The sequence below is a fragment of the Allobosea spartocytisi genome (assembly GCF_014764685.1).
GTDB classification, from domain to species: domain Bacteria; phylum Pseudomonadota; class Alphaproteobacteria; order Rhizobiales; family Beijerinckiaceae; genus Allobosea; species Allobosea spartocytisi.
On the sequence record NZ_JACXWY010000005.1, the window covers coordinates 1 to 15,202 of the forward strand.

Annotated in this window: 21 protein-coding genes; 8 read left to right on the top strand and 13 right to left on the bottom strand. The window is 66.9% G+C overall.

The window, feature by feature from the left end:
* Positions 1 to 123: 123 nt before the first annotated feature.
* The 12 genes from IED13_RS09615 to IED13_RS09670 all read right to left on the bottom strand — a co-directional run bounded on the left by IED13_RS09615 (position 124) and on the right by IED13_RS09670 (position 9,067).
* Positions 124 to 837, bottom strand: coding sequence for a P27 family phage terminase small subunit (locus tag IED13_RS09615; RefSeq protein ID WP_191124043.1), 714 nt, complete (start codon positions 835 to 837; stop codon positions 124 to 126).
* 13 nt (positions 838 to 850) lie between these two features.
* Positions 851 to 1,201: an HNH endonuclease gene (locus IED13_RS09620; protein ID WP_191124044.1), complete on the bottom strand. Its 351-nt coding sequence runs from the start codon at positions 1,199 to 1,201 to the stop codon at positions 851 to 853.
* Between the two features lie 126 nt (positions 1,202 to 1,327).
* Positions 1,328 to 2,107 (bottom strand): hypothetical protein, encoded by a 780-nt coding sequence (locus tag IED13_RS09625; RefSeq protein WP_191124045.1) that lies wholly within the window; start codon positions 2,105 to 2,107, stop codon positions 1,328 to 1,330.
* A gap of 356 nt (positions 2,108 to 2,463) precedes the next feature.
* On the bottom strand, positions 2,464 to 4,080 hold the full coding sequence (locus IED13_RS09630; RefSeq protein WP_191124046.1) for a DNA primase family protein: 1,617 nt from the start codon (positions 4,078 to 4,080) through the stop codon (positions 2,464 to 2,466).
* A 170-nt stretch (positions 4,081 to 4,250) separates the two neighbouring features.
* The gene (locus IED13_RS09635) at positions 4,251 to 4,463 is read right to left on the bottom strand and encodes a hypothetical protein (RefSeq protein ID WP_248312529.1); all 213 of its coding nucleotides are present in this window, start codon (positions 4,461 to 4,463) and stop codon (positions 4,251 to 4,253) included.
* A gap of 2 nt (positions 4,464 to 4,465) precedes the next feature.
* Positions 4,466 to 5,608: a zinc-ribbon domain-containing protein gene (locus IED13_RS09640; RefSeq protein WP_191124048.1), complete on the bottom strand. Its 1,143-nt coding sequence runs from the start codon at positions 5,606 to 5,608 to the stop codon at positions 4,466 to 4,468.
* The gene (locus IED13_RS09645; protein ID WP_191124049.1) at positions 5,605 to 6,915 is read right to left on the bottom strand and encodes a DUF7146 domain-containing protein; all 1,311 of its coding nucleotides are present in this window, start codon (positions 6,913 to 6,915) and stop codon (positions 5,605 to 5,607) included. The genes IED13_RS09640 and IED13_RS09645 overlap by 4 nt, the downstream gene beginning before the upstream one ends.
* Entirely contained in the window at positions 6,912 to 7,442 is a 531-nt protein-coding gene (locus IED13_RS09650; protein ID WP_191124050.1) for a hypothetical protein, read from the bottom strand. Before IED13_RS09650 ends, IED13_RS09645 begins: the two co-directional genes overlap by 4 nt.
* Positions 7,439 to 7,705 (bottom strand): hypothetical protein, encoded by a 267-nt coding sequence (locus IED13_RS09655; RefSeq protein WP_191124051.1) that lies wholly within the window; start codon positions 7,703 to 7,705, stop codon positions 7,439 to 7,441. Before IED13_RS09655 ends, IED13_RS09650 begins: the two co-directional genes overlap by 4 nt.
* Positions 7,702 to 8,268 carry a GcrA family cell cycle regulator gene (locus IED13_RS09660; protein ID WP_191124052.1) on the bottom strand — a complete coding sequence of 189 codons (567 nt, stop codon included), beginning with the start codon at positions 8,266 to 8,268 and terminating at the stop codon, positions 7,702 to 7,704. Before IED13_RS09660 ends, IED13_RS09655 begins: the two co-directional genes overlap by 4 nt.
* Positions 8,261 to 8,737: a hypothetical protein gene (locus IED13_RS09665; protein ID WP_191124053.1), complete on the bottom strand. Its 477-nt coding sequence runs from the start codon at positions 8,735 to 8,737 to the stop codon at positions 8,261 to 8,263. The genes IED13_RS09660 and IED13_RS09665 overlap by 8 nt, the downstream gene beginning before the upstream one ends.
* Before the next feature lie 66 nt (positions 8,738 to 8,803).
* Positions 8,804 to 9,067 carry a hypothetical protein gene (locus IED13_RS09670; protein WP_191124054.1) on the bottom strand — a complete coding sequence of 88 codons (264 nt, stop codon included), beginning with the start codon at positions 9,065 to 9,067 and terminating at the stop codon, positions 8,804 to 8,806.
* A 93-nt stretch (positions 9,068 to 9,160) separates the two neighbouring features.
* Between IED13_RS09670 and IED13_RS09675 the strand changes: the two genes are divergently transcribed.
* Positions 9,161 to 9,868 carry a LexA family protein gene (locus IED13_RS09675; RefSeq protein WP_191124055.1) on the top strand — a complete coding sequence of 236 codons (708 nt, stop codon included), beginning with the start codon at positions 9,161 to 9,163 and terminating at the stop codon, positions 9,866 to 9,868.
* Here IED13_RS09675 and IED13_RS09680 read toward each other — a convergent pair.
* Entirely contained in the window at positions 9,843 to 10,088 is a 246-nt protein-coding gene (locus IED13_RS09680; RefSeq protein ID WP_191124056.1) for a hypothetical protein, read from the bottom strand. The two genes, IED13_RS09675 and IED13_RS09680, sit on opposite strands and share 26 nt — an antisense overlap.
* A gap of 173 nt (positions 10,089 to 10,261) precedes the next feature.
* Here IED13_RS09680 and IED13_RS09685 point away from each other — a divergent pair, with 173 nt between their 5' ends.
* Genes IED13_RS09685 through IED13_RS09715 form a run of 7 tightly spaced genes read left to right on the top strand, consistent with a single transcriptional unit; the run spans position 10,262 to position 15,131 of the window.
* Positions 10,262 to 10,609 (top strand): hypothetical protein, encoded by a 348-nt coding sequence (locus IED13_RS09685; protein ID WP_191124057.1) that lies wholly within the window; start codon positions 10,262 to 10,264, stop codon positions 10,607 to 10,609.
* Positions 10,610 to 10,945, top strand: a complete 336-nt coding sequence (locus IED13_RS09690) for a hypothetical protein (RefSeq protein WP_191124058.1) — start codon at positions 10,610 to 10,612, stop codon at positions 10,943 to 10,945.
* Complete coding sequence (locus tag IED13_RS09695; protein ID WP_191124059.1) at positions 10,942 to 11,232, top strand: hypothetical protein; 291 nt, start codon at positions 10,942 to 10,944, stop codon at positions 11,230 to 11,232. Before IED13_RS09690 ends, IED13_RS09695 begins: the two co-directional genes overlap by 4 nt.
* The gene (locus IED13_RS09700; RefSeq protein ID WP_191124060.1) at positions 11,229 to 11,963 is read left to right on the top strand and encodes a hypothetical protein; all 735 of its coding nucleotides are present in this window, start codon (positions 11,229 to 11,231) and stop codon (positions 11,961 to 11,963) included. The genes IED13_RS09695 and IED13_RS09700 overlap by 4 nt, the downstream gene beginning before the upstream one ends.
* Positions 11,960 to 12,175, top strand: coding sequence for a hypothetical protein (locus IED13_RS09705; RefSeq protein ID WP_191124061.1), 216 nt, complete (start codon positions 11,960 to 11,962; stop codon positions 12,173 to 12,175). The genes IED13_RS09700 and IED13_RS09705 overlap by 4 nt, the downstream gene beginning before the upstream one ends.
* Positions 12,172 to 14,301, top strand: coding sequence for a ParB/RepB/Spo0J family partition protein (locus IED13_RS09710; RefSeq protein WP_191124062.1), 2,130 nt, complete (start codon positions 12,172 to 12,174; stop codon positions 14,299 to 14,301). The genes IED13_RS09705 and IED13_RS09710 overlap by 4 nt, the downstream gene beginning before the upstream one ends.
* On the top strand, positions 14,301 to 15,131 hold the full coding sequence (locus tag IED13_RS09715; protein ID WP_191124063.1) for a DUF6551 family protein: 831 nt from the start codon (positions 14,301 to 14,303) through the stop codon (positions 15,129 to 15,131). Before IED13_RS09710 ends, IED13_RS09715 begins: the two co-directional genes overlap by 1 nt.
* The last annotated feature ends 71 nt before the right edge of the window (positions 15,132 to 15,202 follow it).

A 15,202-nucleotide genomic window follows, 5' to 3' on the forward strand; every position in this document is an offset into this window, starting at 1 on the left:
CGACAACGGGAAGAAGGGCGATATCCGAGCCATCTGGCGCTCGCTCAGCAAAAACAAACCCATCAAGGCCTCCTTCTCGGAGACCGTGAATCACAACTCAATCGGAATTAATAGGTCCTGAGCCTAGTTCAGTTTTCCGGGCGGCGCCGAGTCGGCCCTGTTCATCAGGTCCATCGGGTCCTCGGCCGCCGGCCGCGGCGGCGCCTCCCCGCCCAGCGCCGGTGCCGCGTCCGGCTCCGGGTTGAAGAGATCGCCCTGCGAGCGGTTGAACGACTGCACGCGCAGCAGGTCCTGGTCGAAGAGCGGCGACAGGCCGAACTCCTTCGCCTTGTCGCGGATGGTCGATTCCGCCGCGGATCTGACGTCCAGCATCGGGTTTGGCCGCAGCCAGGTATCGCCCGTCGTCCGCTTCACCTTCATCGTGAAGCCGTTCTGGCGGATGTGCTTGCACGCCGCCTCCCACTCCTGGACCGCGACGCAGTAGATCGCGATCGAGGGCGAGTAGCGGGAATCGAGCCGGCCCATGACGCGAAGGCCGCGGATCGTGTCCGACCAGACCTCGAGGGCCCGGGCGTAATACGCCGGCGCCTGCCGGAACATCGAGGGCGCCGCGAACGGATCGCGCGCGGTGGCAACCTGGTCGGCCGCCGGCTGCGCTTTTGCCGCCAGATCAGCCGCGGCCTTCATCACCTTGGCCCGACGCTTGCCCGGAAAGCCCTTGGCTGCCTGCAAGGCGGGTGCGTCCTTTCTACGACCCACCTCAGTCCTCCAAAAAAAACCTGTCGCGAAAATTTCGCGCAGCAAAACGCCGACTTCCCCCGCCGGTGCAGGGTCCATCGGGCCTGAACTTTCACCCACCCCCCCGTCCGGCCCGATCGGCCGCCTCTTCGGCCTGCTTCACGCTCGAATGGCACGTGACGCAGAGCGATTGGCGCGGGTTGTTCCAAAAGGCGAAGACGTCTCCGCGATGCGGCTCGACGTGGTCGCAGATGGTGGCCCTCGTGACCCTGCCCTCGGTCAGGCAAATGGCGCAGAGCGGCTCGGTGGCGAGCTGATCCTTGGCGATGGCGCGCCAACGCGCGGTCCAATAGAGCCGCCTCGTTTCGCTTTCGGCCGTGCGCCTGCGCTCGTACTCTCGCTTGGACCGCTCGGCAGCCGCACGCTCGGAACGGGTGCGGAAGTACGGAATGCGAGACGCCACGCCTGCCCCAAAAGGAAACGCCGCCTCGGTGTGAACCGGGCGGCGTCTCGTGACCTGAATTACCGTGGACCAAGCTATGTCAAGCGACTGCCGCACGCAAGGGTCAGAAACCCAACTATCTGCATGTCACCGAGCCCATGGCCGGGCAGGCCGCGCCGAGCCCTTCACCGCATGGGCTGACAGCTCCCCTTCGTTGGTCAGCATGTCGACGAGCAAGCCAAGCGCTGCATGCCAGACCTCGTATTCCGCACGATCCACCACAGCGAGAGTCGGGTCGGGATCGAGCACCGTCTTGCGATAGGCTCCCGGCCAGGGCCGTTTGGCGCGCGGGTTGTAGCCATCGACCTCCTGCTCATAGAGCCGGCCAAAGGCGCCCTCGACCGGCACCTTGCGGAACCAGGCCGGCTTTCCATGCAGCATGATGAAACGTGCCTTCGGGCGCTCGAACTCCCAGGACGGCGCCGATCGCAGGATCGCATGCCGCCGCACCAGCTCGACCGGTTTGAAGCGAAGCCGCAAGCGCTCGCCATCGAGGATCGCAATGCGAGGCATGGCGCGCGCAACCGCATCCGCCTGCTCCTCTTCCGAAAGGCCCAAGCCTTGGAGCGGCGACCAGCCTGCGGGCAAGTCGAGATCCATCCCGGCGAGGCGGCCGACCGCACCATGCACCACGAAGGCGTCGGGATGCGGCGGCGCGCCATAGCTGGCCGCGAGCGGAACCACGCCGTAGCTGTTCAGCCGGCCGTCGCTGACCATGTCTGCCATCAACTCGCCCTGCCGCGACACCGCATCCCAACCGCCGCCATAGGTCTCGATGAAGGCGCCGCCGACGCCGGCGGTCTCCGCCTTCGGCAGCTCCTCGCAATAGGCCCAGGACAGGAGCGCCTCGATCTCAATCGTTTTCATCCGAAACCCTGAATTTGGGAGGCTAGGGAGGCAAGCAAAACCGGAAACCGCTTGCCTCCCGAAACCTCAATCCCTCTATCTCTTTGTATTCTTTGTGCTTCTTTACTCGTTTGGGAGTGTAGGGAGGATAGGGAGGGTAATTGGCTATGAGGCCTTGTGACGGGCTCTCGCCATCAGCGACGCCCCGTGGCTTCCCCTTACACCCCGCACACGCGCGTGCGGGCATGTGCGCCTAGCCTCCCTAGCCTCCCTACACTCCCATCCCATTTGCAACCCATTGAACTTGCGGGCGTTTCCCCGCACCCCTTTGCGGGAGGCTAGCGAGCAGGCCGGCGCCTACCCTCCCTAGCCTCCCGTCAATCGTCGTTTCGGGTGCGCGAGGGCCAGCGCTCACCCTCGGCCGGAGGCTGGAAATCGGCCTTGATCTGCACGCCGATGTAGATCGAGTCAGAGGACTTGCCCTTTTCGAAGCCGAAGTCGTGCGCGGTCTTCGGCAGACGCCTGGTGAAGGTCGTCGGCTTGAACGGCGTTCGAGCCGCCTGCCGGCACCAGATCTCGAAAGCCCGGAAGAGGTCGCCGGCCTTGACGCTGTCCGAGGGCTCGCGTGTGACGATCAGCGCATCACGCACGAAGGCGCCCATCTGGTCGCTTTCGTCGCGATACTCCTGGCTCGCCGCCTTGATCTCGTCGGGTGGGTTGAGGGCCCCGAGAACGAGGAAATCCTCGAGCCCCTGCAGCAGCCGGTTGAGGATGCCCGAGCGCTCGGCCCAGAGCTTGTCCGGGAGACCCTTGTCCTTCTCGGAGTCGGGGATCTGCACGTCGAATGGGACGAGCACGACGCGGCGCCAGATGCCGTCATCATTGCCCTTGATCACCGGCTTGCGGTTCGCCGAGATCGCCAGCTTGAACTTGGGATAGACCTCGTTGAACTCGTGGTTGAGCCGGCGCACCAGGATCGGCTCGCCCGAGGTCAGCGACTTGATCAGGCTCTCGTCGAAGGGCATGCCCTCCTTCGGCTCGGCCGAGCGCACCAGGCGCGCGCCGGGCGTGCGGACGAGATCCGGCGTGGCCTCGGCGCCCTTGCGCCGGTCTTCGCCTGTGAGCGTCGCGATCGGCAGCGAGGTCGCATAGTCGCCCATCAGCCGGGAGATGATGTCGACCAGGGTGGACTTGCCGTTCGAGCCCTCGCCATGCAGCAGCACGAAGACCTGTTCGGTGGTCAGGGCCGTCAGGGCATAGCCGAAATAGCGCAAAACATAGGCGCGGATCTGCGGGTGCGGGAGGATGCGCTCGAGGAACTTGTCGAAGATCGGGCATTCCGCCTTCGGATCATAGGAGACGGGCGCGAGCTTGCAGATCCAGTCGTCGCGGCGATGCTTATCGAGCTTGATCGTGACCGTGGTCCGGAAACGCGGCGCGGCCGGGTCCGATTCCTCATCCTCGACTGTCTCTTTCGATATCCGCAGCGTGCCGTTCTCGAGGTTGAGGACGAGCGGGTCCGTGTCGAAGTCGGCGAGCGCCTTCGACAGGAATCCGACGGCCTGCTTCAACATGCCGTCGATCTTTCCGGTGTTGCAGCTCGAATTGGCGAAGCGCCGGCGCTGTGCCTTGCGGTTCGCCACGGCCTTGCGCGCCCGGCTAGCCGCCGCGATCGCGCGGTTGAGCTCGACCAGGAGCGCCTTGTCCTCGTCGGAGGGCTTGGCCTGGTCGATCGCTTCCTTCTCGACTTCGGCCGCCTCGCCCGCGGCGATGCGGATCGCCTCGCTCTCGGTCGGCTCGATCAGATAGGCCTCATGCGCGATCGACTCGACGGTCGCGTGCACCAGCGGGGAGATATGGACGCCGTCGATATCCTCGATCCAGCGCGAGCCGTCATAGACGTGCCAGCCGACATTCTGGATATGGATCACCGCCGTGCCGCAGCGCAGCCGGAACCGGCGCGAATTGCCGATGTCGTGACAGCCATGCTGCACGGCCTCGCGGATCAGCTTCCATTCCGATGGGGTCAGCTCCGGCCGGTCGCCCTCGCCATCGTCGATCCCGTCCTCGTCGGGTTCGGCGGCAGGAGGGGTGGGAACCGGCTGAGCAGCATGGACCGCGCCGAGAATCGGATCGTCCGGAGGCGTATCGTCGTTCGAGGGTGTCAGAGCGGGATCTCCGACACGGCAGGGTCGAGGTAACGCAGGCGCCAGGTCGGATGGAACGGCATTGTGTGCCGGATGCCGTCGATCTGAATCATCAGGCGGCCGCTGCGCGCGCTGCGGATCGTTCCGAACTCGGGTCGGCCCTCACCGGTATATTCGACGCGGCCGCCGCGTTTCGCCGGCACGCGATAGCTTTTGCGGACCCAGGCCATAGTCATGACGCCGCCTCGGTCGCGGGCGCTAGGGCGGCGCGTTCCTTGACAGCGCGCGGCGTATTAGGCGCGACGCCATGGCAGGGGCAGTCCTTGCCGTGTCCCGTTCCATCAGCCTCGACGTGCTCTCGGCATTCGTGGCACCAGTAGCCGCAGAACTCCTCTGCATCGCCGGGGAAGTCGTACTCCTCGGTGATCGCATAGCTTCCGAGCCGAATGCGCAACGCGTCGCTCTCCACCGTGGCGGGCGCGGGATGCGCGTACCCGAGGAGATCGCGCAATTCCGCAAGATAGACCCTGTCAGGCTCCATCCACTTCTTGATCTGGTGGATTATCTGCCCCTGCTCGTTGAGCACATCGATAGGGCCGTCATCGTCGTTGAGATCGTTCTGCCGCTTGATGACCATGTTACAAGCAACCGTCATCGCAGCGCGCCATACCGTCGTGATCTCGGCGTCCGTAGGCTCACCCCTCGGGCTGGCGTCGCTGGCGAGGGAGGCGCTTTCCAGAGCGTTGGCGATGACCGCCTCTAGATCGCTGACCGTGACCATGATCGTATCGGGATGCTCGGGGTCTGGAATGTCGTCTAGCTCGCAGACGTTGCGGACGATCTCCTTAGCTAGCTGCTTCACCCGCACCCCGGGATCCGGCGCATGGGCATCGTTGGTCGTCCGATCCTCCAGCGCTGGGGTAGCGGTGAGGGCGGCGAGCTTTTCCCGCCATTTCGCAAGCCAGCCTTGATAGAAGGCGTCCAGCTCATTGACTGCCTCCACCCCGCTCACCGGCAAGGCTTCAGTGGCGGGCTCCCATCGTGTGCCCCGACCGCCGCCGTCGTCAGCGTGGACGAAATTTGTAGCCGGATCGAACCAAAACGGCTTCTCGGCAAGCAAGCACGCGATTACGTCGTCCTTCGCCTCAGCCGGCAAGGCTTCAGGGGAGGCGGAGGCGGATGCGGGGGAGAATGGCAGGCGGTCATATTCGCACGCCTCTTCCCAGCTCTCGACGAATACGCCGCCCTGGTGACGCTTGCTCGCCCGCGTGAACTTCCCGGGCTTCCCGATTGCAGGATACCAGCCGGCCTTTCGCGCCACGGTTTCGGCATCGGCCACCGTCCCCTGCGCGGCGGGGGTTGAGAGAGGGGTCATACCGCGCTCCTTTCGCGCACCAGGCGCATCCGCATGTCGTTGAAGTCGCCGCCCTCTTCGGGCCAGGCCTCGCGCACGGTTCGGCCGGGCCTCGCCCAGCGCGCCGCAGCGCGGCCGATGACGCATTCGACGGTGAAGCGATCGCTGTCGCCATCGGCGAGCAGCAGCAGCTCGTCGACGCTGTCGGGAATCGCGATCGCGCGATGCGGCTCGTCCGTATCGGGGACCGGCCCGGCGACGTTGACGGGCATCGAGCGTCCGGTCTTGTCGATGCGGCGCAGCGTCGGATGCCGCACCGTGGTGCGGGCCTTGCCACCGAGGTTGCCGAGATCGATCGCCGAATAGAAGGCGGTATCCGCCATGTCCTCACCGGCCTCGACCATTGAAGCCCAGACCGAGAGCGTCGTCTCGATGCCCTCGCCCATCACCAGTCGTCGCGGCGTCCCTGAAGGCGCCGGCACCAACAGCAGATGGCCACCCTGCTTCGAGCCGCGCGAGCGCTTCACGTCGATCAGATCGGCGCCCTTCACCGGGAGGTCGAGCAGCTCGCCATCCGTGGTGATCAGCAATTTGCCCTTGGTTTCGAGCGGCACCGTGCCGGCCGCGAAGCGCGGGTCGAGCCAGGTCATGTGCAGCCCGACGAAACGATCCTGCCGGACGATTGCCGCGAGCATCGCAGGCCCGGTCCAGATGATCTTGCCGCCCGGCCCGGCCGGCTCGCGCAGATGCATGCGCGGATGGAAGCGCAGACGAGCACCGGCCGGCACGCCGGGAATGCAGCGGTGGCGCAGATAGGCTTCGACCAGCGAGCCCGGCGCCGGCCGGCCCTCGCGCCACAGGCCATGCAGGCGCCGGCGCTCGGCCTCGCGCCATTCATTCTGCTCCTGGCTCTGCTTGGCCTGCGCGGCCTCGTCATCGGCCTTGCGCTTCGCGGCAAGCGCCTCGCGAGCCTGCCTTTCCGCCGACGTTTCCGGCTTGGCCTGCGGCCTGGGCTCGCCGGTCAGCTCCTCGACCGCCTCGATGAAGCCGGCGTCACGCAACAGGTAGCGCGCCATGCTGATCGAGTCGTAGCCGCCCTGCCCGGCGCCGCGGCAGTACCATGCGGACTCACTCGGCTTGATCGAGAAGCGGTCGACGCCGCCGCAGCGAGGGCATGGCCCGACGATCTCACCTGCGGCCCGGGTCGCCAGCTTCGCGCCGCCGCCCTTGGGCTGGAAACGGAACTTCAGCGCGCAGTTGAGCACGCTCACGGCCTTGGCCTTTTCGACCCAGTCGTTGAACAGATCGTCGGGCACACGCGCCGTCATCGCTCGCTCGCAAGCGCATCATCGATATCGGCGCCGGTGAGATAGCCGGAGCGGCGCCGCAACTGTTCAGACTCGGTCGGGGTGATGTCCGGGTAGCGCCGATGCCCCGCGGAATAGAGATCGGCCAGAACGAGGAAGTTGGTCGCGACTTCCGATCGGCTGCGCTCGGCTGCTGCGTTCAGCAGGCCGACGGCGCCGCGCAGGTCGCGTGCTTTCGCCAGACGCGCCGCGCGTTGCAGGATCGCGTCATGGAGCCGACGTTCCTGTTCGATCGACAGGCCCGGCGCCGGCGCCTCCACTTCGGCCGGCTCCTCGATCTCGACCGCCGCGTCGAGCAGCGTCACCAGCCGGTGCTGCTCGTCGACATGAACGGCCTCGATCGCGACGAGCCGGGCCAGCGCGCGGGCGAGCGCGACCTTGTTCAGGCTGAGCTGCTGCCTGATCACCGCGAAGGAGAGCGGCCCGGGCTGCCGGTCCTGCAGCAGCAGGATGATGTTGCCGCCCACCTGGTTCGGGGTTGTGCTCAAGACAGAGCCTCCGCCGGCGGCAGCAGACCGAGCCCGATTGCGATCTCGGGATTGCGGGCGAGCGCTAGCGCGATTTCGCTGGCCTTCGCCAGTGCAGCCGCTTGGCGCAATGTCTCGCCGATCGTCAGCTCGCGCAGGCGCGGGTCCTCGCCCGGTGCCTTGGCAACCAGCAGCTCGAGATGGTTGAGGCAGAACGTCTCGTTCCGGGCCGCGCAGCGCAGGCGCGCCGCGATCTCGTCGAAGCTCATGGGGACAGCGCTCATGCGAACGCTCCGCTGCGGGCCAGTTGCCGAACCTGGCGCTGGGCTCGCGCCTGCGCCTCCTCCTGCGAGCGGATCGGCCGCGCCTCATAAACGAGTTGCCGGCAGGCGTCGCACCAGCTCAGCCCCTCGATCGCGACCGGCTTGCCGCAGTACAGCCCGCCCTTGCGAAGGTCCGACCACAGCGGCATGTGGCAGAGACCGGCCCGCAGCGCGGTGATGTCCACGGCCTCGGGCCCTTCCGGCTTTGGCCAGCGCTTCGGAGTCGGGTCGACCTCGGGCGCCGGCGGGGCCTTCGGTTTCGGCTTCGGCGCCGGTGCTTTGGCCAGGATGCGCGGCGGCGCCTTCACGGCGATCGCCCGATCACGCTTCTGCTTCGCCGCCGGCGTCTCATGCTGGCCCCAGCCGCGCGCGAAGGCGAGGCCGAGCCGGTGCACCTTGCCGATCACGCTGTTGCGGGAGCACCCGAGGATATTGCTGATATCGCTGGCGCTCCCGCCATCCTCGACCATGGCCTTGAGCCGCGCGACGGTCGCTTCGGACCAGATGAAGACCGCCTCAGTCATGCTTCAGCCCTCCCGCCAGGGCGAGCAACGCGGCGCCGGCGAGGCGGGCATCCTCAAGAACACGCGCGAGCTCGGCAAACTCCCGCTGCAGGCCCCGGATCTCCGCCGGCGTCAGCTTCCCGTCGACCGTGGCTTGCGCATAGACGCGCATGATGTCCGAGGCCTCGGCGACCACCCGGGCCGTCGACACGTGCAGATCAGGCGCCGGCGAAACCACCTCGATCTGAGATGCCTGCCAGCCCTGCGCCTCCAGCTCGACCTTCGTGACAACCGGGAAGCCGGCATCCGCTTCAAGGCGCGCCTTCACCCGCGCCGACATGATGTCGGGCTCATTCGGATTGTTGAGCCGCCCCATCTGCGCGATCGAGACCTCGCCGACATCGGCAGACCGCGCGATGCCTCCGCAGCGCGCGATCAGATCGCGCTGCGCTGCTTTCATTCGGTGATGCCAGGCATCCTGCTCGCTCATGTCGCGCCTCTTCGACCGGGAGAATGGGGCCGCGCTTTTCTCGGCAGCGCGGCGGGCCGCGACGCACTAGGTTTCCGACGTCGCCAGCGAAGCCGCCGGCACGGAGGGTTGGGGGTGGACGGGCAGGAAATCGGCCGGCGACAGGGCAATGCCGTTCGCCATGGCGTATTCGAGCAGCTTGATATGCAGGCGCTGCGGGATCAGCCCGCCAGTGCCGCCCTTTTCGACGGACTGCTGCCACCGATAGGGCGCGGTGTAGGCCCGGCCCGTGATCTCGCTGACAATTTTCTCTCCGCCGAGGCGGGCGATGACAGATGCGGCCGGTTCCATGGCGCGCAATTTCTGATTTTCCGGATTTCAAGTCAAGAGCGATTCCGGGTTTTCCTGATAGCGCTCGACTTCTGACGAACAGAAAATGCCGCCATGCAAGACGAGCTGATCAAGTGGGTCGCTGCCGGGCTCAAAAAGCCGGGCAAGAAAAAGGGTGAGCTGAGCCGCGTCCTCGGCCGCTCACCCTCGACGGTCACAGATATCCTGAAGGGCACTCGTCGCATCGCGATCACAGAGATCCCGCTCATCGCGGCATATCTTGAGGAACCGCCGCCGGCGATTCCGGGGATCGACTTCAGGCTTGGTTCGGAAGTCCAACTCACCAGCGAAGGCAGATTGCTGCCGGTGACGGTTGTCGGGCCGGTCCAAGCCGGCGCCTTCATTCCAATCGACGAGTTCGATCAAAGCGAGCCGGAGATCTTCTACGAGCCGGCCGATCCGGACTTCCCGCGCGCCAGGCGCACGGCCTTCGACGTGATCGGCGATTCGATGAACCGCCTCGAGCCGGCACCTATCCTGCCAGGCTCGCGCGTCATCGGCGTCAACTACGAGGATATCGGCATTCCGCTGCGCGATAAGATGGTCGTCGTCGTGCAGCAGGAGCGCGACGGCGGCCATCTTCGCGAATGGTCGGTAAAGCAGATCGAGCTGCTGGATGAAGAGATTGTCTTCCATCCGCGCTCGAGCAATCCGCGGCACAAACCCATTGTCGTGCCGCGCAACCTGAAACCCGATGACGGGCGCCAGGTGCAGATCCTGGCGCTCGTCCGCGAGATCAAGAACAGGGTTCCAGTCTTCTGACGGAGACGAGCTGCTCGTTCCTCAGCTCCTTGACGCCGGTCACGATGCCGATCGGCGACTCACACTCCTGGCAAAGGAATTTCTGGTCGCGCAGGAAGTTGCTTTCGAGCAACTCATCGATGTCCTGCGGCGCGTCGTCCGCCTCCGGAGGCTCCAGGAAGCTGCCGTAATCCTTCTGGCAGTTCGGGCAGTGGACGTAGACCTTAAACGCGATACTCATGGCCGCCTCCGTTAAGATGTTCTTAGTGTGTTCACGGTGGCCGGTGAGTCAATTCGCCCCGAATCGGGCTCCTGACTCGCTCTGTCAGTACGGATTTTCCTGAGAAGCCCAATTGACTTTTTTCTGATTTTCCGGATTTCTGTTCTCTGTCGCAACCCGATGGAGGCATTCCGATGCGCCACGAACGCCCGCTCCCCGGCCAGCCGTCGCCGATCGAGGAGCTCAACGCCGAAATCTTCAAGCGCCGCACCCATGGTGCCCAGGCCGTCCGCACTCGCGGCGATATCGGCGACGGCCGCCACATCGACGGAGACTTGAAGGCGGCCGTGCTCGCCGACATGGTCAAGGTCCTCAACGAGAACCGCCTCGATCGCGGCTACGCCGACATCTACGACCTGAAGCGCGCCGGCTATCACGAGGAGGCCGCGGCCCATCTCGGCCCGCTCGCTGCCAAGGAAATGGCGCGCGAGATCGCCGAGAAGGGCGCCCGCTACGGCCTTGACCAGACGGAGGCGGCGTAGATGGACGCCGCCACCTTCCAGCGCCGCATGGCCGCGGCGCTGCGCCTGTCGCAGATCGCCCAGGACATGCGCGAGGCCAGCCTGCGCATGGCGGCCGACCGTCAGGCGATCGTGACGAGCCCTCTCGCCAGCGCCACGCGGGCGATGTGGGCCGGCTCGCTGGCCGTGCTCGAGCAGGCCTCCGTCGGCGTGCTCGCCGTCAACACGATCGACGCCATCGCCCAGCCGGCGATGCAATGCCGCTCCCCGCGCCTTCAGGCCTTGCGCCTGTCGACCTTGCAGGCGGCTGAGCGGCGCCTTCGGCCACCCCTACAGCAAAGCGGGGTATCGGCATGATCCGCGGCGGCGATCCACGCGGCGTCGTGCCGCTCGACAAGCCGGACGATGGCGGCCTCGGAGGCGCCATGCGGAGGGCCGACGATCGCGGCGCGGCGGAAGCCGACGTCGAATTGCGGATCCGCAAGACGACGCGGGCGATCTTCATCGACGCGCTCTATCGCGCCAAGGCACTGAACGGCGATGCCGCCTTCGATATCGACGATGTCGAGGACCTCGACGCCGTCGAGGGCATGGCCGAACGGCTCGCCGCGCGCCGGCGGAACCGGCAGGAGGCCCGCTCATGAAGCCGGCCGATACCGTGCCGGCGCAGGAAGCCGCCTGGGCGCAGACCGCCAGCGGCCGGGCGCTACCGCTGGGCCGGGCCGTCGAGCCAGGCACGATCGACGTGGCGCGAGATATCGCCGTCCCGCTCGGCAATGCCGGCCGCTTCGCCAACCAGATGCCGACCGGCATCATCTACTCGGCCGCCCAGCATTGCTGCATCGGCGCCGACTATCTCTGGTCGCAGACGCAGGACCCCGTCTTCGCCATGGCCTTCCTGCTGCATGACGGGCACGAGGCCATCCTGACTGATATCCCCGCGCCGGTGCTCGATGCCATGCAGCAGGTCCTCGACGACATGCGCAGGGAGATCGGTGCCGACGTGGTGCCGCGGATCTCGATGAGGCGCATCAAACAGCGCCTGGCCGAGCCAATCGACCGCTACCTGCATGCCGAGGCCGGCCTGCCCTGGCCGCTGCCGGCCGTGGTGCGCGACCGGGTCCACCTCCTCGACATGCAGTTGCTCATGACGGAGCGCGAGCATCTGCTCGCCCGCGCACCGCGCCGCTGGCACGAGAACCTCGAGCGCCTGCCGCACCTCAAGCTAAAGCACCGGATCAAGCCGCTCTCGCCGGCACGCGCCAGCGAAGCATGGCTCACCCGGTTTCAGCGTTGGAGCCAGCAGCTCCATGCCCAGCGCTCGCAGCTCTCGATTCCCGCGATTGCCGACCGCATCCAGGAAGCGGCCCGATGACGCCGCGCACCATCCTCGTCGCGATCGACGTGCCGGACGCCATCCTCGACGTCGATCTCGCGCGCCGCGTCCAGCGGGTCCTGCGCGAGGCCTGCATCGTCACGCCGGACCGGAGGGATCTGCTCTGGCCGGACCGCGCCTCGATCGAGGTCACCGTCTTCCGCCTCCCCGCCAACGCCGTCCTGACCGCCGTGATCGGAGACCCCTCATGACCGAAGTCATTGCCTACCGGCTCGACCAGCTCATCGCCGGCGACGCCGTCAATGTCCGCCCGCAGGACGAGGAGGTTTCCGAACTCGTCGCGTCGATCCGCGCCCATGGCCTGCTGCAGCCGCTGGTCGGTCGCCTCCGCGGCGACAAGGTCGAGATCGTCGACGGCAACCGTCGCCTCAAGGCCCTGCAGTTGATCGATTCCGACGACGACGCAGCTGACATCACGACCATCGACAAGGTCCATGTCGTGCTCCGCCTCGGCGAGGACGAGGTCGACGCGTTCGAGGTTTCCCTGGCGGCCAATGTCTTGCGCAAGCCGCTGCACCCGGTCCGCGAATTCGAGGCCTTCGCCGACCTGATCGAGAAGGGGAAGCCGAAGGAGGAGATCGCGGCGCATTTCGGCATCCCGCTGCGCGCCGTCGAGCAGCGGCTAGCTCTCGGCCGCCTGCATGAAGACGTCCGCGCCGCCTGGCTCGAGGGACGCATCACCGGCGAGGCGGCGCGAGCCTTCACGCTGGTGCCGGCTGAGCAGCAGGCCGCCTATCTGCGCAAGGCGATTGAGACGGATGAAGGCTGGCGCCTGCGCGCCGACACAGTCCGCCGCAGCTTCACGGCCGAAACCGTCGAAGCCGACACGCCGAAGGTGCGTTTCGTCGGTATCGAGGCTTACCGTGCCGCCGGCGGCGGCTTTGTCGCCGATCTCTTCGCGAACGAGCCGGACCTGACCGACAGCGCCCTGCTGGAGCGCCTCGCCAACGAGAAGCTCGCGGCCGAGGCGGCGCGGCTGAAGCAGGACGAGGGCTGGGGCGAGGTACTTTTCGGCAATGAGGCGCGCACCTACGAGTGGAACCGCATCACGAAACCTGCGCTGCCGGATTCTGAGAAGCCAGCGCGCGCGATCGAGATCGAAGCGCGCCTGCTCGCCATTGCCGAGCATCGCGACAAGCTGGACGAGGCGCTGCTCGAAATCGAAGACGAAGATCGCCTGGACGAAATCGAGCGCGACCGCGACGTGCTGCTCGACGAGGAGGATCGTCTGGATCTTGAGCTGGAAGCTCTTATCGAGGCGCAGACATGGCTGCGCCTGACCGAGGCGCAGCGCAGCAAGGCGATCACCACGGTCGGGTACAACCGCGACGGCAAGCTGACGATCGCGCGCGGCTACACCCGCTCCAAGCCGAAAGCGGAGCCGAAGCCGACCGCCATGGCGGCGCCGGCGCCGAAGCCCTCAGCCGGCGGCGAGGAGGCGCCGGAGCCCGCCCGCCTATCCGCCGCGCTGGTCGACGATCTCGCGCTGACCGCGACCCGGGCTGCTGCCCATGTCCTTGCCGGCGAGCCGCGGATCGCGCTGGCCGCCTTCGTCGCAACGGCAGTGACATGGGGGACGCCGCTACGCTTCGACAACAAGGGACGCCAGCAGGGCCCGTCCCTGCCATGGCCGGGCCGAAGCCATCAGACCGAGGAGCGCTTTGGCAAGGTCTTCCGCGACGTGCTCGGGTGGGACATGGACGCCCTGCAGAAGGGCGCGGCCAAGGTCATCGCCGGCACGCTGGACTTCACCAGCGCGGCCCTGGCCTATCACAGCTACGATTCGCTGAAAGCCGATGCGGTCACCGACTTGCGCGCCTCCTTGCCGAAGGAGATGCACCGCGCCGCCCTCGTCCAGGCGTTCGACCCCGCCGACTATTTTTCCAAGGCGCCAAAGCAGGAATCGATCATCGCGATCGCGGAATGTGGCGACGATCCTGGAAAGTACGCCAAGCTGAAGAAGGCGGACCTGGGCGCGACCGCGGCCCGGCTGGCGAACGCACGCGCATGGCTACCAGCCACGCTCCGCGGCGAAGTCTTCGATGCCGTGCTGCCGGCCGAGCCGGAGGCCGAGGACCAGGACGAGCAAGCCGGCGAGCACGAAGCCTCGGCCGAGCTGGAGACGGCCGAGAGTGCCGCCGAGGCGGCGCAGCGCATCTGGCAGGACCAGGAGCGCAAGCGCCTCGAGGAGCTGAAGACGCCCGACGTCCGCGCCGAGTTCGCGGCTCGCGGCATCAAGGCTCCCTTCGGCAAGAGCAAGAACCAGATGATCGAGATGCTGCTGGCCCAGCCGGCCGAGACGGAGGAGGCCGCGTGATGGACCATCTTCGTCCCATCGTCATCGAGGACTTCGCCAGCGTCGCCTATGCCACACAGCTGGGCCCAGCGCCGCAGACGCAGTGGATCGAGATCGATGCGCTGCGCATCGACGATCGCTATCAGCGGCCGATCGGCCAGCGCGGCAAGATACAGATCCGCCGCATCGCCGAGCGCTTCCGCTGGTCGCGCTTCGCGCCGGTGATCGTCGCCCCGATCGAGGGCGGGCTCTATGCCGTCATCGACGGCCAGCACCGCTGCCATGCAGCCCGGCTGCGCGGCATCAAATCTGTGCCCTGCATGATCTCGATGGTCGACGAGGTCGAGCAGGCCGAGGCCTTCGCCGAGATCAATACCCGCCAGCTCGCGGTGACGCCTGCGGTGCTGCACAAGTCCCGCGTCGCGGCGAATGATCCGAAGGCTATCGCGCTGGAGCTGGTGCTCTCGCCGGCCGGCGCCCGCGTGGTCACGCCGCGGCACCAGAAGGAGCTGAAGCGCGGCGATACCTTCGCCGTCGCGATCCTCTACAAGCTCCAGGAGGCCTATGGCGACGAGACGTTGAAGCGCGCCTGCGAGGCGATCGTTCAGGTCGGCGACGGCAATATCGGCATGGTCCGCGCACCGGTGCTGCAGGCCTATTGCGCGGTGTTCGAAGCGACGCCAGCGCTGCGCGACCATCCCGAGCTGCTGGACAGCCTCGACAGCTTCGACCTGCCGGCGGCGTATCAGGCCATGGCCGGCGCGATCGTGCCGAAGGGCGAGCTACGTTGGCGGCGCCTCGCGACCGCTCTCGAGCGCCATCTGCGGCTCACGCTGAAGGCGGCGGCATGACCCCGCGCCGCCGCCTCAACCTCGCCCTATGGCTGCTCGTCATCGCCAGCTTCGCGATGACGGGCGCCGTC